The following is a 23,210-nucleotide window of genomic DNA, read 5'->3' as shown; positions in this document are numbered from 1 at the left end:
CTACCCGCCCAGCAGGGATTTGGCCGCGCCGCGCGCCTCTTCGGTGATCGTGTCGCCCGATACCATGCGCGCGATTTCATCCACGCGTTGCTCGGCTGTCAGCGGCACCACAGTCGAGGTGGTCATCCCCCCCTCGACCCGTTTTTCCACCCGCCAGTGATGCGCGCCCAAGGCGGCCACCTGGGGCGAGTGCGTCACCACCAGCACCTGCCCGCCATCCGCCAGCGCGGCCAGCCTGCGTCCCACGGCATCCGCCGTCGCGCCGCCGACCCCGCGGTCGATTTCATCGAAAATCAGGGTCACGCCGTCCTGATGCTGGCTTAGACAGACCTTCAGCGCCAGCAGGAAACGGCTTAGCTCGCCCCCCGAGGCGATCTTGGCCAGCGGGCCGGCCGGCGCGCCGGGGTTGGTGGCGACGGTGAAATCCACCTGATCGGTGCCCTCAGGGCCAGGCTCGGCCGAGGCAAAGCGGGTCTGGAACACCGCGCGCTCCATTTTCAGCGGGGCCAGTTCGGCGGCAACGGCACGGTCCAGACGCTGCGCGGCCTCGGTGCGGGCCGTGAACAGCGCGGCGGCGGCGGCGGTATAGGTGGTTTCGGCCTGGCTGACCTCGGAGCGCAGGCGGGCCAGATCCGCATCCCCCTGATCCAGCGCATTCAGCCGTCCGCGCAGTTCCTCGGCCAGCGCGCCCAGATCGTCCGGCAGCACCGAGTGTTTGCGCGCAGCGGCCCGGATCGCGAACAGGCGCTCTTCGACCTCTTCCAATTCATGCGGGTTGAAATGCAGCCCATCCAGCGCAGTTTCCACCCCCGCCGTGGCGTCGGACAATTCAGCAAAAGCCCGGCCCAGAGCATCAATCGCCCCGTCCAGAACGCCCTCGGCCTTGTCTGACACGCCTTCCAGCCAGCGCAGCGCATCGCCCATCGCGCCCTCGGCCCCGTCATTGCCCAATGCCTGCAAAGCCTTGGCCACATCGTCGCGAATACGTTCAGCGCCCTGCATCATGCGGCGCTTGGTGTCCAGCTCGGTTTCCTCGCCGGGGGCCGGGGCCAGCTTGTCCAGCTCGTCCACCGCATGGCGCAGGAAATCCTCTTCCTCGCGCACGGCAGCCAGGGCGGTTTCGGCGGCGGCCAGGGCCTTGCGCGTGGCAGACCAGTCGCGCCAGGCGCGGCGCACGGCATCCTGTTTGCCCGGATAGGCCCCGAACGTGTCCAGCAGCAGGCGGTGGCCCTTGGGGTCCAGCAGGCCGCGATCGTCATGCTGGCCGTGCAGTTCCAGCAGCGTATCCGAAAGCGCCCGCAGCACCTCGCCCGAGCAGCGCCGGTCATTGACCCAGGCGGTTTTGCGCCCGTCCTTGCGATTCACCCGGCGCAGGATCAGTTCATCCCCGCCGGGCAGGCCCGCCTCGTCCAGAACGGCGTGCGCCGGATGGCCCATGGGCAGATCGAACACGGCCAGCACCTCGCCCTGATCGGCGCCCGCGCGCACCAGTTCCGCCCGCCCCCGCCAGCCCAGAACAAAGCCCAGACTGTCCAGCAGAATGGACTTACCCGCTCCGGTTTCCCCGGTCAGCACGTTCAGACCGGGCTGGAATTCCAGATCCAGCCGGTCGATGATCAACATGTCTCGGATTTCAACGCTGCGCAGCATTCGCCCATCCCATGGCGTACCGGATCAGAGCCATTCGCCCTTGATCATCTGACGATAGACCTTGCTGAGCCAATTGTTGCCCTTGGCCTTCATTTCCAGCCCACGCCCGGCCAGCAGTTTATAGCTGTCCTGATACCATTCGGTGGATTGGAAGTTATGGCCCAGAATGGCACCCGCGGTCTGGGCCTCGTCGGTCAGACCCAGCGCCAGATAGGATTCGACCAGACGGTGCAGGGCTTCGGCCGTGTGGCTGGTGGTCTGGAAATCCTCGACCACGACACGGAAACGATTGATCGCCGAGGAGAAGTGATCGCGCTTCAGATAGAACCGCCCCACCTCCATTTCCTTGCCGGCCAGATGGTCGAAGGCCAGATCGAATTTCAGAATCGCCGAGCGCGCATATTCGCTGTCCGGGTAGCGCTCGATCACCGTGCGCAGCGCCTGCAACGCCTGGAAGGTCAGGCCCTGATCGCGGCCCACCTCGTCAATCTGATCGTAATAGCTGAGCGCCAGCAGATACTGCGCATAGGCCGCATCGTCCGAGGTGGGATAGAAGTCAATATAACGCTGCGCAGCGGCACGGCTGTTTTCGTAATCCTGATCCTGATGATAGGCATAGGCCTGCATGATCAGCGCGCGTTTGGCCCAGTCGGAATAGGGGTACAGGCGCTCGATCTCAGAGAAGTAGAAGGCCCCGCGCGACGGGCGGTTGCGCTCCAGCTCATATTCGCCCCGGCCGAAAATCTGCTCGGCCGTGTAGTTTTCCAGAGGGATGCCCCCCTGATCGGCTCGGTTGCCTTCGCCGCAACCAGCCAGAACCGCAGTGGCCAAAGCCAAACCGAAGACCCATTTTCGGGAACCGCCGCCTGTCATGCCGTCTTTACCTTCTGTGGACTGCGCCGGGGCTTGGACCCCGCTTTGCTCAGATCGGTCCTATCACAGAATTTTCCGGTGCAAAACGTCTTTGGTGGATTTCGGCGTTCGGATGCCTGAACACGATTACGCGACAGCGGGCATCTCGTTCACATGAGCGCCCACACCAGGCAGGCGAGCCACTTTGCCCGCATCGCATTCCACCATACGGAAGGCCGCCGGATCGGCGAACAGCGCGCGCAGCAGATCGTTCGTCAGCGCGTGACCGGCGCGAAAGCCGGTGTAATGCCCCAGAATCGGCGCGCCAGCCAGGTACAGATCCCCCAGCGCGTCCAGCATTTTGTGGCGCACGGGTTCATCCACATGGCGCAAACCACCCGGCGAGAGGATCTGATCGCCCTCGACAACCACCGCGTTTTCCAGCGTCCCGCCCAGGGCCAGCCCGTTCGCGTGCATGTAATCCACATCCGCTTTGCGGCAGAAGGTGCGGCTGTCGCACAGCTCGCGCACGAACGAGCCATTGGCCAGGCGCAGGCTTTTGTCCTGCACACCGATCGCGGCGTCTTCGAAATCAATGTGGAAATCCATGGTCAGGTCATGGCCGGGCTCCAGCCGGGCCCAGGCCTCGCCTTTGCGAACGTCGATGGGCTTGAGCACCTCAATGGCGCGCACACGGGCGTTCTGCGCGGTCAGGCCTTTCAGCAGAATGGCCCGCACAAACGGGGCCGAGCTGCCATCCAGAATAGGCACTTCGGGGCCGTCCAGTTCGATCAGGGCATTGTGAATCCCGCACCCTGCCAGCGCGGCCATCACATGTTCAACAGTCGAAACCGTGATACCGGCGGCGTTTTCCAGCCGGGTGCACAGGGGCGATTGATTCACCGCATCCCAGCGCGCCGGGATCAGCGCATCCGCGTACAGAACATCCGTCCGCTTGAACCAGATCCCATAATCCGCCGAGGCCGGGCGCACCGTCATCCGTGCGGGTTTGCCCGAATGCAGGCCGACTCCGGAAAAGGTCACCGCTGATTTCAAGGTATGTTGCAAACTGATCCCCAACGCCTTTACGGCTTTCTGTCTTGCTTGGGCACATAGTTAAGCTGCGGGTAACAAAGGCTCAACTCAATCTTTGTAACGATATGAAACATGCCAATCCGCCGAAGGCGTGATTCTGCCTATCCCCTGGCTATTGCTTTGTTTTCAAAAAGGAAAAGCCGCCCAAAGGGGCGGCCTTTCAATCGTCTTTTCGTCAGATTTAATTCGCCTGACGTCGCAGGAATGCCGGAATTTCGATCCGGTCCTGCTCGGGATTTTCACTGGGCTGAGGCTCGCCCGCCTGAACCGAGGGCTGCTGACGCAGGGCGGCCTGGGGCGCGCCCTGATGGCTGGCCTCGGCGCCGTGGCCGGTCATCCGGTTGATCAGCGAGTTGATGCCGAAACGCGGGCGTTCGGCCTCGGGCTGCGGCGCGGCGGCCGGGCGTTCCGCAACCGGAGCCGCCGGACGCGCCGCTGCGGCGGGCGCTTTGTGCACGGCCGCTTGCAGACGGGCCAGCGCCTCGGGCGAGGGCGTGCCCGCAGCCGGGGCCTTGGGCGCAACGAAGCTTTCGGTCGGGTCTTCGGCCACATCGGGCTGGGGCTGGAACTCGGCCACTTGCGGGCGATACACCGGCGGTGGCAAATCGTCCGAGGCAGCATATTCGTCCTCATAGATTTCCTCTGGCGCCTGGGGGGCGGCAGCAGCCGGAGCCTGAACCGGGGCCGGTGTCTCCAGCTCTTGGAACAGGGTCGGCTCAGCGGGTTCGGCGGCGACAGGCGCAGCCGGGGCCTCGGCCACAACCGGGGCCGGTGCAGGGGCCGGGGCGGGCTCTTCTGCGGTGACGGTTTGCGTCAGCGGCGCAGCCATCGAGCGGCGCGGCACCGGGATTTCCGACACTGTTTCCGAGGCATCAATCCCCGTCGCCACGACGCTGACGCGCATCATGCCTTCCATATCGGTATCCAGGGTCGAGCCGACGATGATATTCGCGTCCGGGTCCACCTCTTCGCGGATGCGGTTGGCGGCTTCGTCCAGTTCGAACAGAGTCAGATCGTGCCCGCCGGTGATGTTGATCAGAACACCCTTGGCGCCGTTCAGGCTGATTTCGTCCAGCAGCGGGTTGGCGATGGCTTTCTCGGCGGCCTGGATGGCGCGATCTTCGCCCTCGGCCTCGCCGGTGCCCATCATCGCCTTGCCCATCTCATCCATGACCGAGCGCACATCCGCAAAGTCCAGGTTGATCAGGCCGGGCTTGACCATCAGATCGGTCACACCCTTGACGCCCTGGTACAGAACGTCGTCGGCCATGGCGAAGGCCTCGGTGAAGGTGGTTTTTTCATTGGCCAGGCGGAATAGGTTCTGGTTGGGAATGATGATCAGGGTATCGACCATCTTTTGCAGAGTCTCCACGCCTTCCTCGGCCTGGCGCATCCGTTTGGCGCCTTCGAACTGGAAGGGTTTGGTGACAACACCGACGGTCAGAACACCCAGCTCACGCGCGGCCTGTGCGATGATCGGCGCGGCCCCCGTTCCGGTGCCCCCGCCCATGCCCGCAGTGATAAAGCACATATGCGCGCCGGCCAGATGATCGACGATCTGTTCGATGCTTTCTTCGGCCGCGGCCGAGCCAACCGAGGGGCGCGCGCCCGCGCCCAGACCTTCGGTGACCTTCACGCCCAGCTGCACGCGGCTTTGCGATTTGCTTTGTTGCAGGGCCTGCGCATCCGTGTTGGCCACAACGAAATCCACGCCAGCCAGCTGTTTTTCGATCATGTTATTGACGGCATTGCCGCCGGCCCCGCCCACACCGAACACGGTGATACGAGGTTTCAATTCTTCCTGACCGGGCACCGAAAGGTTCAATGTCATTGATCTGTCCGCCTGATGTTGTCCTGCCTTGAGCAGGTGGTTTTTCTGCCTATTAACCCCCATTGTTACCCACAAGCGCGGGTATCGTCACGCAAAAAACGCAAATTAACCACAAAATATAGGGCTTTGCGCCGGTGTACTTGCGGGATTTCGCCGATTTCACCAGATTTGGCAGGCGCGCGCCCAGGCAACACAACAGGCCGAGCGGCCACATCACAGGGCCGCAGCGTCTTTGGAGTTTGTTTGGCGCAGTGCTCGATCGCCCATGGGTCCGGCGTAGATCGCCGGTTGTCACCAGATTACAACGCGCCACGCGGCGCGTCACCCCCCAAAGTTTCCATCTGCTACGGGGAATGACGCGGGGCCTAAATCAGACAAACATCAAATCATTGATGTCATACACACCATCGACAATCAGCGTATCCCCGTTTCCGAAATCCAAATAGAGCCCGCTGACAGTCACCCCATTGACCACATGGTTGATTACAGTCGAAGAACTGACAGGGCTGAGATTCAGAGCCAGATCAATCACATCCACGCCGACCTCGTAGCCCAGCAAAACATCCGCGCCGTCACCGTGATTAAAGATGATCTCGTCCGTGTCGCCATCGGCAAAGAGATACAGCAGGTCATTCCCCGCCCCGCCCTCAAGCGTATCGGCACCCGCCCCCGCATTCAGCGTATCATCGCCCGCGTCGCCCAGCACCAGATCATTGCCATCCTCGCCATCGACATAGTCATCGCCCGTCCCGCCATAAACAAAGTCATCCCCGGCCCCGCCGTAAACGCGGTCATTATCGGCATCGCCATAGACGTAATCGCTGCCCTGGCCGCCATAGACCGTGTCGTCTCCGTCATCGCCCGACACCATGTCATTGCCCAGACCACCACTGACAATATCTGCGCCGTCCCCGCCAAAAAGCCAATCAAAGCCCGAGCCACCATCCACATAATCATTGCCCGCGCCGCCAAATACGGTGTCATTGTCAGATCCGGCAAAAACGACGTCATGACCCGTGCCCGCATCAATCCAATCGAAACCGTCGTCGCCTTCGATCCAATCATGGCCTTCACCGCCATAGATCGTGTCCTGATCGTCTCCGCCTTCCAGCGTGTCATTGCCGTCTTCGCCCCGCAGCAGATCATTCCCAGATCCGCCCAGGACCCAATCGTCCCCCGCATTGCCATTGAGCGTATCCGCGCCGCCGTTCCCCAACAGCGTGTCATTCCCGCCCAGCCCCGCATAGGTGTTATTTCCAGACCCACCTTCCCAGTAATCATTCCCCGAGGTGCCCTCGTAATCTAAAAATGTCAGAAAGGAATTTTGAACAGTGCCATTTTGAACAGTGCCAAAGATCGAAGTGCTCATCCGAGCCTCCTTGTAAGAAATAGAAGTTGCGAAATTATTCCATCTTGAAAGTGGTCAGACCTTAGCAAATGAACCAGCTCTGTCAGGTCAGGAATTCCCAACCCAAAAGGCCGTCTCCACAAGGGAAACGGCCTGTTTGACGGGTTTTACCTGTCAGTTTTACCAGTTATCGCGGAACCATTTCACCGCGCGGCGCAGGGATCTGGCGGGGTAGCGCTCGACCGGCAGATCGAAGTCCCACCATTCGTCCTGTGGATAGGCCGCGAACAGGCACAGGCCCACTGCGCTGGCAAATCCGGGGCCCGTCGCCGCCTGAGGCAGCCCGTGCACCCGCAGCGGACGCCCCAGCCGTACCTGATGGCCCAAAATCTTGGTCGCCAGCCCGTCCAGGCCGGGGATCTGGCTGCCGCCCCCCGTCAGCACGATCTGCTGGCTGGGCAGGTGATCAAAACCCGCCGCATCCAGACGGGCGCGCACCTCTTCCAGGATTTCCTCGACCCGCGGGCGCATGATGCCGATCAGCTCGGCGCGGCTGACGGTGCGGCGGTCATGTTCCCAATCGCCGGTGTCGCCTTCCAGGTCGATCATCTCGCGGTCGTCCATGCCGGTGGCGACGACGCCGCCATAGAAGGTCTTGATCCGTTCGGCATTGGTAAAGGGCACCGACAGCCCCATCGAGATGTCCCCCGTGACGTGATCGCCGCCCATACGCACGGTATCGGCATAGATCATGTGTTTTTTCATGAAAATCGACAGGCTGGTCGCCCCGCCGCCCAGATCAATACAGGCCGCGCCCAGTTCCTGCTCATCCTCGACCAGCGCGGAAATCCCCGCCACATAGGCCGAGCTGGCAATCCCCGCCAGCTCCAGATCGCAGCGTTTGACGCAATGGGCCAGGTTCTGGATCGCGGTCGCGTCCACCGTCAGCATATGCATGTCCGCCGACAGGGTCTGGCCGATCTGCCCGCGCGGATCCGACAGCCCCGAGCGGTGATCCAACGCGAAATTCACCGGCTGCGCGTGCAGGACCTCGCGGCCCGTCGCAGCCCCGTAATCGGGCACATCACAAGCGGCCAGCACGCGGCTGATGTCCTGCTCGCTGACCAGATTGCCCTCGACATCAATCGCGCCCGCCAATCCATAGCTGCGCGGGTCGGCCCCTGCGAAACAGGCGATCACGTGATCGACCCGGATATTCGCCATTTTCTGAGCCGCCTGCACCGCCGTGCGGATGGCGCGCTCGGTTTCCTGCATCGCGTCGATCTCGCCAAAGCGCACCCCGCGCGAACGGGTGGTTGCCGCGCCGATAACGCGGAACCCGGCCTGCCCGGCCATCGGGCCAACGCCCTCGGCATCCTGGAGCTTGTCGCCACCATCAAAACGCAGCACCAGACAGCCGATTTTCGAGCTGCCCACATCCAGAATTGCTATGACGCCCCGTTGCATGGCCGCTTTGCGCATGTTCCGCATCGCGCGTTGGGTTTCATAAAGCTCGGTCATGTTCCGTCAGTCTCCTGCACTGATCTTCTTGATCCGCCACCATTCCTCCACCGCGTCCGGATTCATCCGGATGGTGGGCCGTGCTGCGATACGCATATCCACATGCGCCAGATCGCGCGCCATCATGTCCTGGCTCTGGTTCAGTACCAGCACCCGCTCAAGGGCCTGCACCGGGTTGTCCACCGGCAACAAAACGCGTTGCCCGCGATCCAGCACCAGATCCCAGCGCCGCTGCCCCATCCGCACCAGCCCCCGCACCCGAGGCGCCAGCCCCCCCGTAGAGTGCAGGATCTCCAGCGCTTCGGGCACGGCTTTCTCGGCGCCCTGCCCGGCGATGATCGGCATGTTCTTGTGGGCCAGACGGCCCTGGGCCTCGCCTACGTAATTGCCATCCACGTCCAGCAGCACCAGCCCCTGCCCCGAGCGCCACAGCACCACCGGCACCCGTTCCTTCAGGTCCACCTGTAGGATGCCGCCGGGTTTGATCCGCACGCTGGCATCGGCCACGGCGGGCAATTCCAGGATCGTTGCGCGGATGTCCTCAAGCGTCAGATCGAACGAGCTGACGGGGAAATCAATCGCCACAATCTCGCGGATGTCCTCGGTGATCTGGGGGCCCGCGCCATCGACGGCCATCAGCTTGACCATAAACTCGGGGCGCGATTCAATCTTGTGGCGGATGTCGCCAAGCGCCAGGCGGATCTCATCCACGCGGTCCTCGTCAGACAGGTAGATCGTGGCCCCACCCAGCGCCAGGGCAAAGGGCAGCCCCACCCGGATCAGCCCGCGCACCAGCGGGGTCAGCATCATCCGCTGCATCCGATACGCCAGACGCGAGGGCGCGGGATCGGCTTTGGGCATCACCTGTTGCACGAGGCATCCTCCACCATCCAGCGGCACAGCGCGCCAAAGCCGATCCCGGCCTTTTCGGCCTGTTCGGGCGACAGCGATGTGGGCGTCATGCCCGGTTGCGTATTGGTTTCCAGCAGGATCAGCCCGTCCAGACCGCGGGCTTCGTCCCAGCGGAAATCGGTCCGGCTGACCCCCCGGCAGCCCAAGGCCCGATGCGCGCGCAGGGCATAATCCAGGCAGGCGTCAAAAATCTGCGGCGGGATGTCGGCGGGCACCACGTGATGCGATCCGCCCTCGGCATATTTGGCGTGATAGTCATACCAGCCGTCCACCACAATATCGGTGACGGTCAGCGCGCGGTCCCCCATCACGGTGGTCGTCAGCTCGCGCCCTGGCACGTATTGTTCCACCATCAGCGTGTCGGGCATGTCCTCGTTCAGGCTGGGGGGGGCGTTGGCGGCCTCTTGGACGATATAGACACCCACGGACGAGCCCTCATTATAGGGTTTGACCACATAGGGAGGCTCCATCACATGGCGCGCCTCGACCTCGGGTTTTTCGGCCAGAACACTGTGCGCCACGGGCAGCCCTGCGGCGCGGTACACCTGTTTCGTGCGTTCCTTATCCATCGCCAAAGACGAGGCCAGAACCCCCGAATGCGTATAAGGCAGGCCCAGCCATTCCAGCAGGCCCTGCACACAGCCATCCTCGCCCCAGCGCCCATGCAGGGCGTTGAACACGACATCGGGTTTGATTTCAGACAGTTGCGCAGGCAGATCGCGGCCGGCATCGACCTCGATCACCTGGAATCCCTCATCCCGCAAAGCAGCGGCGCATTCACGCCCAGAGGACAGGGACACCTCGCGCTCAGCCGAGGGACCGCCCATCAATACCGCCACTTTCGGGGTTGCCCTGCTCGACATACCCACACTGTGCCTCAATTTTCGGGCTGATTTCAGCCCATTATTTGCTCTGATGGCCCGTCTTTGCGGGCCTGAAACGGGGGTTTAGCGCCCCTTAATCCGCAGCCGGCTCACCGATGCGCATGATTTCCCACTCTAGCGTGATCCCCTGAGAATCGTAAACCTTTTTTCGTACCTCTTCGCCCAATCCTTCCAGGTCTGCCGCCGTGGCCGCCCCCGTATTGATCAGGAAATTCGAGTGTTTCTGGCTCATTTGCGCGCCCCCGCGCGTAGCCCCGCGCATCCCGGCGTTGTCGATCACTTTCCACGCCTTCAGATCGTGCACATCATCGGCGCGCCCGGTGCTGGAAAACCCCGCCGGATTGCGAAACGTGCTGCCCGCGCTGCGATCGCGGGTGGGCTGAGTTTCATCGCGTTTTTGCAATTGCGCCTGCATCCGGTCCGCCAGTTCCTGCGGATCGCCCGAGGGGCCCTCGAAGGTGGCCTCGAATATCACCATGCCGTCGGGCAAGTCCGCCTGGCGGTACTGGAATTGCAGATCCTCGGCGCTTAGCGTCACGATCTGGCCGCTGCGCGTCACGGCCCGCGCCTGCACGAACACATCCGCCACATAAGAACCATAGCAGCCCGCGTTCATCCGCACCGCCCCGCCGACACTGCCGGGGATCGTACGCAGAAAGGTCAGATCCACCCCTGCCTCGGCCGCTTTGCGCGCCACATGCGCATCCAGCGCGGCGGTGCCGGCGGTCACGCGGTTGCCCTGCACGCTGATCCCGTTAAAGCCCCGCCCAAGGCGGATCACCACGGCCCGCAACCCGCCATCGCGCACGATCAGGTTCGAGCCAACCCCCATCGGAAACACCGGAACCTCAGGGTCCAAAGAGGCCAGAAACGCCTGCAAATCCTCAACATCGGCGGGCTGGAACAGCCAGTCAGCCGGCCCGCCCACACGCAGCCAGGTCAGCTCGGACAGGGGTTTGCCGGGGGTCAGACGACCACGCACCTCAGGCATCTGCATCTTTGGTCTTTCCTTTTCGCTTGATCCAGCGGAACAGATAAATCACCGGCCAGCGCAAAACGGACATGGCGGCCACCAGGATCAGCAACCCGATCCAGGGACCATGCAGATAAACCACCGCGCCCAGAATGGGAATGCCCACCGCGATCAGACCATAGGCAAAGGGCCAGTGATGGCGCCTGCTGGGCACCATGGCCCCCAGATTGGCCACCACGAACCACACCAAAGCCAGGATCAGCGACCAACTCATCCCATCCCCCAAAGGCTGACAATCAACGCCGCCCCGGCCAGAATCACGCCCAGCACAGGCACATAGGTGGGCACACGGAAAGGCGCGTCGGGCTCGGCCCGCTTGACGGCGATCAGCGCCAGATTGACCAGCACGAACACAGCCAGCAACAGGGTCGAGGTCATCTCGGCCAGTGACGCGATCGGCAGGTTGACGGCGGCAAAAATCACGATCCCGCCCAGCAAAGCAGTGGCCAGAACCGGCGTGCCGAACCGCGGATGCGCATGATGAAACGGCCGCAAGATCCCATAACGCTTGCCCAGCCCGAACAGCACCCGGCTGGCCATGACGATCTGCGCCAACACCCCGTTCAGCGCCGCCACCACCGCGATCAGCGCGAAATAACTGCCTCCCCTCGCGCTATGAGCCTCCCATACCAGAACCAGTGGCCGCTCCGAGGCCGCCAACTCCTCCAGCGGCACCGCCCGGATCGCGGCAAAGCTGACCAGCGCATAAATCACGCTGGTGATCAGCAGCGATAACAAGATCGCCCGCGGCATGGTCCGGGTGGGGTTTTCCACCTCCTCGGCCATGTTCACGATATCCTCGAAACCGATAAAGGCAAAGAAAGCCAGAACCGCCGCCGCCCCGATCCCCGACCAGACAGGCACATCGGGGATGGTGAAATCCGATGACGCCTCGGCCCCGAAACCGGCCCACACAACAAGCCCCAGCCCAGCCAGCTCGATCACCGTGAACACCGCCGCCAGGGCCATGCTCTCCAGGACCCCCAGAATGGCCACAAGGGTCAGCGCCGCCCCCACCGCGATGATCGCCCAGGCGCCCGGCACATCCAGAACCGAGGTCAGATACCCCACCCCGCCCCGCAACACAGCCGCCGCCGATACAGTGCCCGCCATGACAATGGCCAGCCCCACGATCAGCGCAATCAACGGAATATCGAACCCGCGGGCCACATAGGCCGCCTCGCCCGCCGCTTCGGGAATGCGGGTGGAAAACTCAGAATAGCTCAGCGCCGTCGGAGCCGCGATCGCCCCCGCCACCATAAACGCCAAAGGCGACCAGATCCCCGCCTGATCAGCCACCGCCCCCACCAGCACATAAATGCCCGCGCCCACCATGACACCGACACCATAGGCCGTCAGCAGCCCCAATCCGATCCGACGCTTCAAATCCTCGCCCACACTGCGCCCTTCTTTCTGATCCAAATACTCATCTGCACAGCCGCGCCGCATCCGCAACGCCGCACAGTCACCCTAACACAGCCAGACCAGACGCAACTTTGCGCCAGATCAGCCCTGCCCCAGACGTGCGGGCAACCCATGCGCCCAGGCGCTGATCGTCCCCGCGCCCAGACAGACAACCATATCGCCCGGCCTGGCCTCGGCGCGTACCAGCGCCTCCAGATCCGCCTCCGAGGCAATGGCCAGCGCGTGCCGGTGCCCATGCTGGACCAGCCCGGCCACCAGATCGTCCCGGCTGGCGCCCTCGATGGGGTGCTCACCGGCGGCGAAGACCTCGGCGATGCCCACCACATCGGCATCGTTGAAACAGGCGCAGAAATCCTCGAACAGGGAATGCAGGCGGCTATAACGATGCGGCTGATGCACCGCGATCACGCGGCCCTCGGTGGCTTGGCGCGCGGCTTTCAGCACGGCGGCGATTTCCACCGGATGGTGGCCGTAATCGTCGATGATGGTCACGCCGCCCACCTCGCCCACCTTAGTGAAACGCCGGTTCACGCCCTTGAATGCCGCAAGCGCCGCGCGGATTTCCTCGGCTTTCATGCCCAGATGGCGGGCCACGGCCACAGCGGCCAGCGCGTTCGACACGTTATGATCGCCGGGCATGGGCAGGGTGCAGCCCTCGATGACGATACCCTCGGCCTGCAACAGAATGTCGAAATGCGCCACGCCCTTTTTGTAGGTCAGGTTCGCGGCGCGCACATCCGCCTGCGCGTTAAAGCCAAAGGTGACGACGCGCCGGTCGGTGATCTTACCGACCAAAGCCTGCACCTCGGGATGATCGGTGCAGCAGACGGCCAGCCCGTAGAAGGGAATGTTGGACACGAAATCCAGAAAGCCCCGGCGCAGGTTTTCGATCGTGCCCCAATGCTCCATATGTTCGGGGTCGATATTGGTGACGATGGCAATGGTGGCGGGCAGACGATTGAAAGTGCCGTCGGACTCATCCGCCTCGACCACCATCCATTCGCCCTCGCCCATCCGGGCATTGCTACCATAGGCATGGATGATGCCGCCATTGATCACGGTCGGGTCCACATGGCCCGCATCCAGCAGGGTGGCCACCATCGTGGTGGTGGTGGTTTTGCCATGCGTGCCCGCAACGGCGATGTTGGATTTCAGGCGCATCAGCTCGGCCAACATTTCGGCGCGGCGCACGACGGGCAGGCCCAGGCGGCGGGCCTCGTCCAGTTCAGGATTGCCCGGTTTGATCGCGGAGGAGATCACGATGACCTCGGCCCCCTTCAGATTATCCGCGCGCTGGCCCTCGAAAATGGTGGCGCCCATCCCGGCCAGGCGATCCGTGATCTTGCTGGTTTTCAGATCGCTGCCCTGAACGGTGTAACCATGGTTCAGCAGCACCTCGGCGATGCCGGACATGCCGATCCCGCCGATGCCCACGAAATGAATGGGGCCCACATCGGTGGGCAGCTTGGTTGCTGCGTTCATGTTGTCAGTCCTTCTTTGCCAGCGTCATCACCATCTGCACCAGCTCTTCTGTCGCTTCGGGTTTGCCGCAGCTAAGCGCGGCACCCGCCATCATCTGCGCGCCTTGCGGGTTGGTCAGCACGGTGGCTATTTGCTCTGCCAGCGTGGAAATCTCAAGCCGGTTTTCCGGGATCAGGATGGCCGCGCCTGCCTCCACCAGACCACGAGCATTGGCGGTTTGGTGGTCCCCCGTGGCTGCGGCAAAGGGCACCAGAATGGACGGGCGCCCGATCACCGAAATATCCGCCACGCTGGACGCGCCGGAACGCGAGATCACCAGCTGCGCCTCGCTCATGCGGGTGGGGACGTCGTGGAAAAACGGCTGCACATCGGCGGCGATGCCATGCTCAGCGTAGAATTGGGTGACGCGGTCGAAATCCTCGTCGCGGGCCTGATGCGAAACGCGCACATATTGCAACAGCGCATCGGGCAGCGCGGCAATCGCGCCGGGCACCACATCCGACAGGATGCGCGCGCCCTGACTGCCGCCCATCACCAGGATCGACATGGGGTACTCGCCAGGGCTGATATAGCCCGCGCCCGCCCGGTCATGCACGGCCTTGCGCACCGGATTGCCGGTGTGAACCCCTTCAACACCCTCGGGCAGGTCGGTGGGCCAGGTGCCGCAGGCCACCGCATCCACACGGGGGGCGAAAATCTGGTTCACCCGGCCCAGAATGCCGTTCTGTTCATGGATCATGCGCGGCAGTTTCAGCAAGGTCGCCGCCCCGATCGCGGGAATGGACGGATAGCCGCCAAAGCCCACCACAACGGCGGGCCGGTCGCGGCGCATCCGCATCATCATGCCCAGCACGCCGCCCAGAATGCGGAACGGTACGGCCGCCTTGGCCAGCAGCCCTCCGCGTGCGAAGGTGGCGCTGGAGACCTGTTCGATTTCAACCGAATGCGGGAAGCCACCCGTATAGCGAGCGCCACGCGCATCGGTGGACAGTTTGACCCGCCAGCCACGGCGCAGCATTGCCTCGGCCAGGGCCTGCGCAGGGAACATGTGGCCGCCGGTTCCCCCGGCAGCAATCACCAGCAAAGGCTGCGTGGTCATTTGAATTTTCCTCGTAGAATATCGCCGATCTCGCCTTGCGGACGGGTCCGGGTAAAGGCCAGCAGCATCCCCACGGCAATCCCCCCCGCAATCAGGGACGAGCCCCCATAGCTGACGAAAGGCAGGGTCATGCCCTTGGCGGGTAGCAGGCGCACGGCCACGCCCATATTGATCATCGCCTGCACGCCGAACATCGCGGCCAGACCAGTGCCGGCCAGACGGATGAACGGGTCTCGTTCCTTCATCAGGCGGAAGAAGCTGCGCACCACAACCACCGAATAGAGCGCGATGATGCACAGCACCAGAACCAGGCCGTATTCCTCGGCGGCGACGGCGATGATGAAATCGGTATGCGCGTCGGGCAGAGACCATTTCACCGCACCCTCGCCCACGCCGACGCCGAAAAAGCCGCCCTCTTGGATGGCATTGGTGGCATAGCCCAGCTGCGTGCGCGGATCCAGATCGGGCGACAGAAAGCCATCAATCCGGCGGGCAAAATGTTCGGAATTATTATAGGCAAACGTGCCCGCCAGCACGACCATCCCGGCCATGCCCACCAGCAGCAAAATCGGCGCACCGGCGACGAAATACATCACGCCCCAGCCGAACAGCACCAGGCTGGCCTGTCCGAAATCGGGCTGCAACGCCAGAATGGTGACGATCACGATCATCAGCCCAAAGGACCACAGCCGCCCCGGAGGGCCGTGAATTTCCTGCGCTGCCGCCATCAGCCAGGCGGCCACAATCACGAAAGCGGGCTTCAGAAACTCGGACGGCTGCACGCTGGCAAAGCCCAGCGAATACCACCGCGTCGCGCCCTTGCCGAAATCCGTGCCAAAGAACGGCAGCCCCAGCAGCGCGACAAAGGCCACAACGAACCCCAGCACCGCCAGACGGCGCACCATCACCGGCCCCATCATCGAGGCAATCAGCATCACGACCAAAGCGACTCCGCCAAAAAAGGCCTGGCGCTGCACATAGTGGAAGGGCAGAAACCCGTTCTTCTCGGCCAGCGGCGGCGAGGCGGCAAAGCCCAGCAGCAGCCCCACGGCAAACAGGATTAGGATGCAGGACATCGACCATTTGTCGATCGTCCGCCACCATTTGGGAAGAACTGGCTCACCGTCGCGAACGGGAACCGAACCATAGACCATCTCTGTCATGGGATACCGCCGTTTTGCCTCTGAATAACGCCCCTTTGCGGGGTCTGTTCTTGTCAGTGTACCGAATCGTACCCCTCGGGGCCAGAGATAAAAGCCCCACACACCCGGCCGATCAGCAAGCCCTTGCCAAATCCCTTGCCAATCGGGCGCGCTTCAGGCAGGCGAGGCATATGAACTATGATACGCTGATCCTTGGCGCAGGAGCCGCCGGCCTGATGTGCGCCGCCCATGCAGGGGGGCGCTGCCTTGTGCTGGACCATGCCAAGGCCCCAGCAGAGAAGATCCGGATTTCGGGCGGCGGGCGCTGCAATTTTACCAATATGTACGCCGATCCGGGCAATTTCCTGTCCGCGAACCCGCATTTCGTCAAATCCGCGCTGGCACGCTATACCCAGTGGGATTTCATCGAGCTGGTCAGCCGCCACGGCATCGCCTGGCATGAAAAAACGCTGGGGCAGCTGTTCTGCGATGGCTCGGCCAAACAGATCGTGGCCATGCTGCTGGCCGAAGCCGCCAAGGCCGACGCCACCGTCTGGCTGGAGGCTGAAATTGCCGAGGTAACGCGCGACGAAAGCGGTTTCCGCGTTGTCACCCAAAACAACGGCCGCCGCAAAACCGTAACCGCGCATAATCTGGTGGTGGCGACGGGCGGCAAATCCATCCCCAAGATGGGCGCGACCGGGCTGGCCTATGACATTGCCCGACAGTTTGGCCTGGCGGTGACGGACACGCGCCCCGGCCTGGTGCCTCTGACTTTCCCGCCCCAGCGGTTTACGGGGCTGGCGGGGGTGTCTTTGCCGGTGCGCACGGCGGCAAATGGCACCAGTTTTGACGAAAACATGCTGTTCACCCACCGCGGGATCTCGGGGCCTGCGGTGCTGCAAATCTCCTCTTACTGGCACGAGGGGCAGGATATTTGCGTGAACCTGCTGCCCGGTGCCGATGCGTTCGACACACTACGCGCCCTGCGCCAGACGGCGGGCCGGAAAAACCTGTCCACCATGCTGGGCCAGATCCTGCCCACCCGTCTGGCCGATCACCTGAGTACGGAATGGGCGCTGACCGGCAATCTGGCCGATCAGAGCGATAAATCCCTGCGCGCCCTGGCGGATCGCATTCACAACTGGGGGCTAACCCCCGCCGGTTCCGAAGGCTACCGCACCGCCGAGGTCACGCTGGGCGGGATCGACACGGAGGGGCTGAACTCAGCGACGATGGAGTCCAAATCCGTCCCCGGCCTCTATTTCATCGGCGAATCCGTGGACGTGACCGGCTGGCTGGGCGGTTTCAATTTCCAATGGGCCTGGTCCTCGGGCTGGGCCGCAGGTCAGGCGATCCGGGCGCGCACCGCCTAAACGTCCAGCGCGCCCAGAACGCAGGATGCGAAATCCTCGCCGCGCTGTTCGAAATTGTCATACTGGTCAAAACTGGCCGCCGCCGGGGCCAACAAAACCGTATCGCCGGGATCTGCCTCGGCCATCGCGCGAGCAACGGCGGTCTGCATATCGGTGCACACCTCGGCCTCGATCCCGTCCAGCTGCATCGCGAAATGCGCGGCCTCACGCCCGATGACGTAGGCCTTTTTCACATTGCCCGCCGCCTGTTGCAGCCGCTCCAGCCCGCCTTCTTTTTCCAGCCCGCCGCAAATCCAGCGGATGTTCTGAAACGCCTGCAAAGCCTTGGCCGCGCTGTCCACATTGGTGGCCTTGGAATCGTTCACATAGCGCACCCCGCCCGCCTCGGCGATGGTCTGGCTGCGATGCGGCAACCCCTGGAAGGTGTGAAACGCATCTTCGATCAGGCGCGGTGCCAGATTCAACGCCCGGCAAGCCGCATAGGCCGCGCAGGCATTCTGATGATTATGCGCCCCCGGCAAGCCGGTGATCGAGCGCAAATCAATCGCGCCCACCTGACGCCCCTTGCGATACTCGCTCAGGAATCCCTTGCGCGCCCAGACCTGCCAGCCCGGCCCGGTCAGCTTGCGGTCCACAGACACCTGAATAACCCGCGCATCCCCCGGCCCTTCGGACAGCTGATTGGCCAGATACTGCCCCTCGGGTTCATCCACACCGATAATGGCCCGATCCGGCCCGCCCTCGGCAAAGAGCCGCCGCTTGGCCGCGAAATATCCCCCCATGCCGCCATGGCGATCCAGATGATCGGGGCTCAGGTTGGTGAACACCGCCACATCCGGCGTCAAAGCCCGCGCCAGATCGGTCTGATAGCTGGACAGCTCCAATACCACCACCCCCCCATCGCCGGGCGGATCAATATCCAACACCCCGCGCCCGATATTGCCCGCCAATTGCACCGGATGCCCCGCTTCGCTCAAGACATGATGGATCAACGCCGAGGTCGTCGATTTCCCATTCGATCCCGTCACCGCAATCACCCGAGGCGGCGTGTCGAACTCATCCCAGGCCCCACTGGCAACCGAGCGAAAAAACAACCCAATATCATTATCCACCGGCACCCCGACCGCCCAGGCAGCACACACCACCCTGTTCGGCTCAGGATACAGATGCGGAATGCCAGGGCTAACGATCAGGCTGGCGATGCCCTCGAACGCCCCCTGCTTTTTCAGATCACGGATCGCAAATCCCTCATCTTCGGCCGCCACGCGCGCCGCCGGATTATCGTCCCAGCACACGGCCTCCGCCCCGCCTGCCTTCAAAGCCCGCGCCGTCGCCAGCCCGGATCGCCCCAGCCCCAGAACCGCCACCTGCTGACCTACGAATCCCCTGACCGGAATCATGCCACTCTCCCACGCCCAACGCTGCCCGCCTCACGCAGGCTCAGCCCGTTTCTTTCTGACCCAAATACTCACTGCACACCAGAACCACCCGCCCGGCGCCGCAATTGAAACGCTTAGCGCACCTTCAGCGTCGCCAGCCCGATCATCGCCAGGATCAACGCAATGATCCAGAACCGGATCACGATCTGAGGCTCCGCCCACCCTTTTTTCTCATAATGGTGATGGATCGGCGCCATCAGGAACACGCGCTTTCCGGTGCGCTTGAAATACAGCACCTGAATGATCACAGACAAAGCCTCGACCACGAACAGGCCGCCCACAATCGCCAGAACGATCTCGTGTTTGGTGGCCACGGCAATCGCCCCCAAAGCTCCGCCCAGGGCCAGCGATCCGGTGTCGCCCATGAATACGGCCGCCGGCGGCGCGTTATACCACAGGAACCCCAGGCCTCCGCCCACCAGACCGGCCACGAAAATCAGAATTTCCCCCGTGCCCGGCACGTAATGCACGTCCAGATACTCGGTGAAATCCACACGGCCCACCGCATAGGCAATCACCCCCAGCGTGGCGCTGGCAATCATCACTGGCATGATCGCCAGCCCATCCAGCCCATCCGTCAGGTTCACCGCATTGGCCGAGCCGACAATCACGATCATCGCAAAGGGAATAAAGATATAGCCCAGGTTGATCAGCGTATCCTTGAACACCGGCAGGGCCAGTTTGTATTGCAGCGCCTCGGGGTGATACAGCGTCGCCCAGTATCCTGCGATGCCCGAGATTAAAAAGCCCAGCAGCAAACGCACCCGGCCCGGCACGCCTGCCGTATTTTGCTTGCTGACCTTGGCGAAATCATCGGCAAAGCCGATCAGGCCAAAGGCCATGGTCACGAACAGCACCAGCCACACGAACGGATTGTCCAGCCGCGCCCATAGCAGCGTGGACACCACCAAGGCCGACAGGATCAGCAGCCCGCCCATGGTGGGGGTGCCGGCCTTGACGAAGTGGCCCTCGGGGCCGTCATCGCGGATCGGCTGGCCTTTGCCCTGCTTGCGGCGCAACACGTTGATCAGAGGCTGACCGAAGATAAAACCGAAGATCAGCGCCGTCATGAATGCCCCGCCCGAGCGGAAGGTAATATAGCGAAACAGGTTGAAGAAATCGCCACCATCCGACAGCTCGGTCAGCCAATAGAGCATGTATTCAGTCCTTCCAGTCCGGCGCCGAGATCGCCTTCGGCCCTTGCTTTATTCAGGTTGGGGGGTCCCTTGGCGCAGTTTCTTGATGGCGTCAACAACAAGGGACACTTTGCTGCCCTTTGACCCCTTCACCAGCACCACGTCACCGGCATCAATCAGCCGATGAGCGCGTTTGGCCATCGGGCCGGCCTCTTCGGTCCAGTCGCCGCGTTTGGACATGGGCAGTTTCGCCCAGAGCTTATTCATCCGCGGGCCGACACAATGGATAATGTCAATCGCGCCCAGATAGGGCAGATCGGCGATGGCCTCGTGCAGGTCCATCTCATCGGGGCCCAGTTCCAGCATATCGCCCAGAATGGCCACCCGCCGCCCCCGCGCCACGCGGCCCACCCCATCCACCGGATGGGCGGCGGCCAGCACCTCCAGCGCGGCGGCCAGAGAGGTGGGATTGGCGTTGAACGCGTCGTCGATCAGCTCGATCGCCTGTTCCTCGATCACCTTGTCCAGCTGGATGCGTTCACGAAAACCGCGCCCTGCGGGGGGCAGCCATTGCGCGATGTCGCTGGCCGCCATGGTCGTGTCCATCCCCAGCGCCTGAGCGACAGCCATCACCCCCATCGCATTCACCGCAAAGTGCCGCCCGGCGGCCATCACCTTGAACAGCACCGGCCGGCGCCAGGCGCGGCCCTGCGCCACGGTCACATCGTCCACCAGTTTGACATCCGTCAGCCGGTGATGGTTCCGCCGCGCCTGGCCAAAGGTGATCAGCCGGGCCCCGTGCTGACGGGCGGTGTTTTCCAAAATGGCACTGGTGGGCAGATCGCCATTGACCACAGCCACGCCGCCGGGTTCCAGCCCCTCAAAGATACTGGCCTTTTCATGGGCGATGCCGTCCAGGTTCTCGAATGCCTCCAGATGGGCGGCGGCAACGGTGGTGATCATCGCCACATGCGGGCGCGCCAGACGGGCCAGGGGGGCGATCTCTCCGGGGTTGCTCATGCCGATCTCGATCACCGCATAATCCGTGTCCGCCGGCATCCGCGCCAGCGTCAGCGGCACGCCCCAGTGATTGTTATAGCTGGCCTCGGCGGCGTGGGTCTTCCCCTGCCCCGCCAGCACCGTGCGCAGCATTTCCTTGGTCGAGGTTTTGCCAACCGAGCCGGTCACCGCCACCACCCGCGCCTTAGTGCGCAGACGGGCGGCGCGGGCCAGATCCTCCAGCCCGGTCAGCACGTCGCGCACGATCAGCAAGGGCGCATCTGCGGCCACGCCTTCAGGCACCCGGCTGGCCAGAGCCGCCCCGGCGCCTTTCTCCAGCGCTTGTGCAACGAAATCATGGCCATCGCGGGCGGCCTTCAGCGCGACGAACAGATCGCCCGGTTGCAGCGTCCGGGTGTCGATCGAGACCCCCCCGACAGCCCAATCCCCAACAGCGCGCCCGCCGGTTGCGGCGGCGGCCTCGGCAGCAGTCCACAGGCTCATGCCAATCCCCCGTCCAGCGCCATCACGGCCATGCTGGCCTGTTCCACATCGTCAAAAGGCAGCACATCTTCGCCCACGATCTGCCCCCGTTCATGGCCCTTACCGGCAATCAGCAGGGCATCGCCCGGCCCCAAAGCATCCACCCCGCGCAGGATGGCCTCGGCGCGGTCGCCCACCTCTTGGGCTCCGGGGCAGCCCATCAAGACCGCCTGACGGATCGCAGCGGGATCTTCAGAGCGGGGGTTATCGTCGGTCACGATCACCAGATCGGCATTCTCCGCCGCCGCCTGCCCCATCAGAGGCCGCTTTGTCGTATCCCGGTCCCCGCCCGCGCCGATGATGGCAATCAGCCGCCCCATCACATGCGGACGCATCGCGCGCAGCGCCGTGGCCACCGCATCGGGCGTATGGGCGTAATCCACGAAAACCGAGGCCCCGTTCGCCCGCGTCGCCGCCAGCTGCATCCGCCCGCGCACCGTTTTCAGCAAGGGCAGCGTTTCGAACACCTGCGCCGGTTCCTCGCCGCAGCCAATGGCCAGCCCGGCGGCCAGCAACACGTTTTCCGCCTGGAACCCGCCGATCAGGGACAGGTTCATCAGGTAGATCTCATCCTCATAGGAAAAGCGGATCAGCTGTCCGGTGGCCTCATAACGCTGACCCAGCAGGCGCAGACGGGCCTGCGCCCCCTGCCCGACCGAGATCACCGCCTGCCCGCGCGAGGCCGCGATCCGCGCCATATCGGCCCCGCGCGGATCGTCGATGTTGATCACGGCAACGCCGCCCTCGGACAGGACACGATCGAACAGGCCGGCCTTGGCGTTGAAATAGTCGTCAAATGTCGCGTGATAATCCAGGTGATCCTGGGTGAAATTGGTAAAGCCCGCCGCCTTCAGATGCACCCCGTCCAGCCGGCGCTGCGACAGCCCGTGGCTGGAGGCCTCCATCGCGGCGTGGGTGACCCCGGCAAAGGCGCAATCGGACAGAACCCGGTGCAGGGTGATCGGTTCGGGCGTGGTGTGCTGCAAAGGCGCCTGATAGGCCCCCTCTACCCCCGTCGTGCCCAGATTCACCGCGTCATAGCCCAGCTCAGACCAGATCATCCGCGTGAACGTCGCGACCGAGGTCTTGCCATTCGTGCCCGTCACCGCCGTCATCACCGGTGGCTGCGCGCCGAACCACAATGCCGCCGTATAGGCCAAGGTCTGACGCGGATCCTCGGCCAGGACAAGAGCCACATCTGCGCCCTCTAACGCGGCCGCTGCGATCTGCGCGCCCGCGGCGTCCGTCAGAATGGCCGCGGCCTTCTGGGCGATGGCGGTGGGGATGAAACTGGCCCCGTGGACCTTGGTTCCGGGCAGCGCCGCGAACAGGAAACCCTCGCGCAGCTCGCGGCTGTCCACGGCCAGCCCGGTGATCCTGGCCTCGCGCCCCCCCAAAGCTGTCAGGCCCAGTTCCGAAAGCGATTTGATCTGCCCTGACATC

19 protein-coding genes are annotated in these 23,210 nt (G+C 63.5%); 1 reads left to right on the top strand and 18 read right to left on the bottom strand.

Annotated features, from left to right (window positions below; translation table 11 throughout):
- The 14 genes from recN to ftsW form a co-directional block, all read right to left on the bottom strand.
- Positions 1-1,650 (bottom strand): DNA repair protein RecN, encoded by a 1,650-nt coding sequence (recN, locus tag ACP15O_RS09225; RefSeq protein WP_425095787.1) that lies wholly within the window; start codon positions 1,648-1,650, stop codon positions 1-3.
- A 24-nt stretch (positions 1,651-1,674) separates the two neighbouring features.
- Complete coding sequence (locus ACP15O_RS09220) at positions 1,675-2,523, bottom strand: outer membrane protein assembly factor BamD (protein WP_425095786.1); 849 nt, start codon at positions 2,521-2,523, stop codon at positions 1,675-1,677.
- A gap of 126 nt (positions 2,524-2,649) precedes the next feature.
- Positions 2,650-3,570 carry a UDP-3-O-acyl-N-acetylglucosamine deacetylase gene (gene lpxC, locus ACP15O_RS09215; RefSeq protein WP_425095785.1) on the bottom strand — a complete coding sequence of 307 codons (921 nt, stop codon included), beginning with the start codon at positions 3,568-3,570 and terminating at the stop codon, positions 2,650-2,652.
- A gap of 208 nt (positions 3,571-3,778) precedes the next feature.
- Positions 3,779-5,428: a cell division protein FtsZ gene (ftsZ, locus tag ACP15O_RS09210; RefSeq protein WP_425095784.1), complete on the bottom strand. Its 1,650-nt coding sequence runs from the start codon at positions 5,426-5,428 to the stop codon at positions 3,779-3,781.
- A 370-nt stretch (positions 5,429-5,798) separates the two neighbouring features.
- On the bottom strand, positions 5,799-6,797 hold the full coding sequence (locus ACP15O_RS09205; protein WP_425095783.1) for a calcium-binding protein: 999 nt from the start codon (positions 6,795-6,797) through the stop codon (positions 5,799-5,801).
- 159 nt (positions 6,798-6,956) lie between these two features.
- Positions 6,957-8,297 carry a cell division protein FtsA gene (ftsA, locus tag ACP15O_RS09200; RefSeq protein ID WP_425095782.1) on the bottom strand — a complete coding sequence of 447 codons (1,341 nt, stop codon included), beginning with the start codon at positions 8,295-8,297 and terminating at the stop codon, positions 6,957-6,959.
- Between the two features lie 6 nt (positions 8,298-8,303).
- Positions 8,304-9,170: a cell division protein FtsQ/DivIB gene (locus ACP15O_RS09195; protein ID WP_425095781.1), complete on the bottom strand. Its 867-nt coding sequence runs from the start codon at positions 9,168-9,170 to the stop codon at positions 8,304-8,306.
- Entirely contained in the window at positions 9,158-10,036 is an 879-nt protein-coding gene (locus ACP15O_RS09190) for a D-alanine--D-alanine ligase (protein ID WP_425095780.1), read from the bottom strand. The genes ACP15O_RS09195 and ACP15O_RS09190 overlap by 13 nt, the downstream gene beginning before the upstream one ends.
- 130 nt (positions 10,037-10,166) lie before the next feature.
- Complete coding sequence (gene murB, locus ACP15O_RS09185) at positions 10,167-11,090, bottom strand: UDP-N-acetylmuramate dehydrogenase (RefSeq protein ID WP_425095779.1); 924 nt, start codon at positions 11,088-11,090, stop codon at positions 10,167-10,169.
- Positions 11,077-11,340: a DUF2484 family protein gene (locus tag ACP15O_RS09180; RefSeq protein WP_425095778.1), complete on the bottom strand. Its 264-nt coding sequence runs from the start codon at positions 11,338-11,340 to the stop codon at positions 11,077-11,079. The genes murB and ACP15O_RS09180 overlap by 14 nt, the downstream gene beginning before the upstream one ends.
- Complete coding sequence (locus ACP15O_RS09175; protein ID WP_425095777.1) at positions 11,337-12,548, bottom strand: APC family permease; 1,212 nt, start codon at positions 12,546-12,548, stop codon at positions 11,337-11,339. The genes ACP15O_RS09180 and ACP15O_RS09175 overlap by 4 nt, the downstream gene beginning before the upstream one ends.
- Before the next feature lie 84 nt (positions 12,549-12,632).
- The gene (gene murC, locus ACP15O_RS09170) at positions 12,633-14,033 is read right to left on the bottom strand and encodes a UDP-N-acetylmuramate--L-alanine ligase (RefSeq protein ID WP_425095776.1); all 1,401 of its coding nucleotides are present in this window, start codon (positions 14,031-14,033) and stop codon (positions 12,633-12,635) included.
- 4 nt (positions 14,034-14,037) lie between these two features.
- Complete coding sequence (locus ACP15O_RS09165; RefSeq protein WP_425095775.1) at positions 14,038-15,132, bottom strand: UDP-N-acetylglucosamine--N-acetylmuramyl-(pentapeptide) pyrophosphoryl-undecaprenol N-acetylglucosamine transferase; 1,095 nt, start codon at positions 15,130-15,132, stop codon at positions 14,038-14,040.
- A complete protein-coding gene (ftsW, locus tag ACP15O_RS09160; protein WP_425095774.1) occupies positions 15,129-16,295 on the bottom strand; it encodes a putative lipid II flippase FtsW in 1,167 nt (388 codons plus the stop codon). Before ftsW ends, ACP15O_RS09165 begins: the two co-directional genes overlap by 4 nt.
- 170 nt (positions 16,296-16,465) lie before the next feature.
- Here ftsW and ACP15O_RS09155 point away from each other — a divergent pair, with 170 nt between their 5' ends.
- The gene (locus ACP15O_RS09155; protein ID WP_425095772.1) at positions 16,466-17,650 is read left to right on the top strand and encodes a BaiN/RdsA family NAD(P)/FAD-dependent oxidoreductase; all 1,185 of its coding nucleotides are present in this window, start codon (positions 16,466-16,468) and stop codon (positions 17,648-17,650) included.
- Here the strand turns inward: ACP15O_RS09155 and murD are convergent.
- The 4 genes from murD to ACP15O_RS09135 form a co-directional block, all read right to left on the bottom strand.
- Positions 17,647-19,050, bottom strand: coding sequence for a UDP-N-acetylmuramoyl-L-alanine--D-glutamate ligase (murD, locus tag ACP15O_RS09150; RefSeq protein ID WP_425095771.1), 1,404 nt, complete (start codon positions 19,048-19,050; stop codon positions 17,647-17,649). The genes ACP15O_RS09155 and murD overlap by 4 nt on opposite strands.
- 113 nt (positions 19,051-19,163) lie before the next feature.
- On the bottom strand, positions 19,164-20,246 hold the full coding sequence (gene mraY / locus ACP15O_RS09145) for a phospho-N-acetylmuramoyl-pentapeptide-transferase (protein WP_425095770.1): 1,083 nt from the start codon (positions 20,244-20,246) through the stop codon (positions 19,164-19,166).
- 48 nt (positions 20,247-20,294) lie between these two features.
- Complete coding sequence (locus tag ACP15O_RS09140) at positions 20,295-21,728, bottom strand: UDP-N-acetylmuramoyl-tripeptide--D-alanyl-D-alanine ligase (RefSeq protein WP_425095769.1); 1,434 nt, start codon at positions 21,726-21,728, stop codon at positions 20,295-20,297.
- Positions 21,725-23,209, bottom strand: a complete 1,485-nt coding sequence (locus ACP15O_RS09135) for a UDP-N-acetylmuramoyl-L-alanyl-D-glutamate--2,6-diaminopimelate ligase (protein ID WP_425095768.1) — start codon at positions 23,207-23,209, stop codon at positions 21,725-21,727. Before ACP15O_RS09135 ends, ACP15O_RS09140 begins: the two co-directional genes overlap by 4 nt.
- Between the last annotated feature and the right edge of the window lies 1 nt (position 23,210).

It is taken from the genome of Youngimonas ophiurae (nom. illeg.) (assembly GCF_049803795.1).
Lineage (GTDB): Bacteria > Pseudomonadota > Alphaproteobacteria > Rhodobacterales > Rhodobacteraceae > Thalassobius.
Note: the sequence above shows the minus strand (reverse complement) of the source record. Positions and strands in the feature narration are given on the sequence as shown.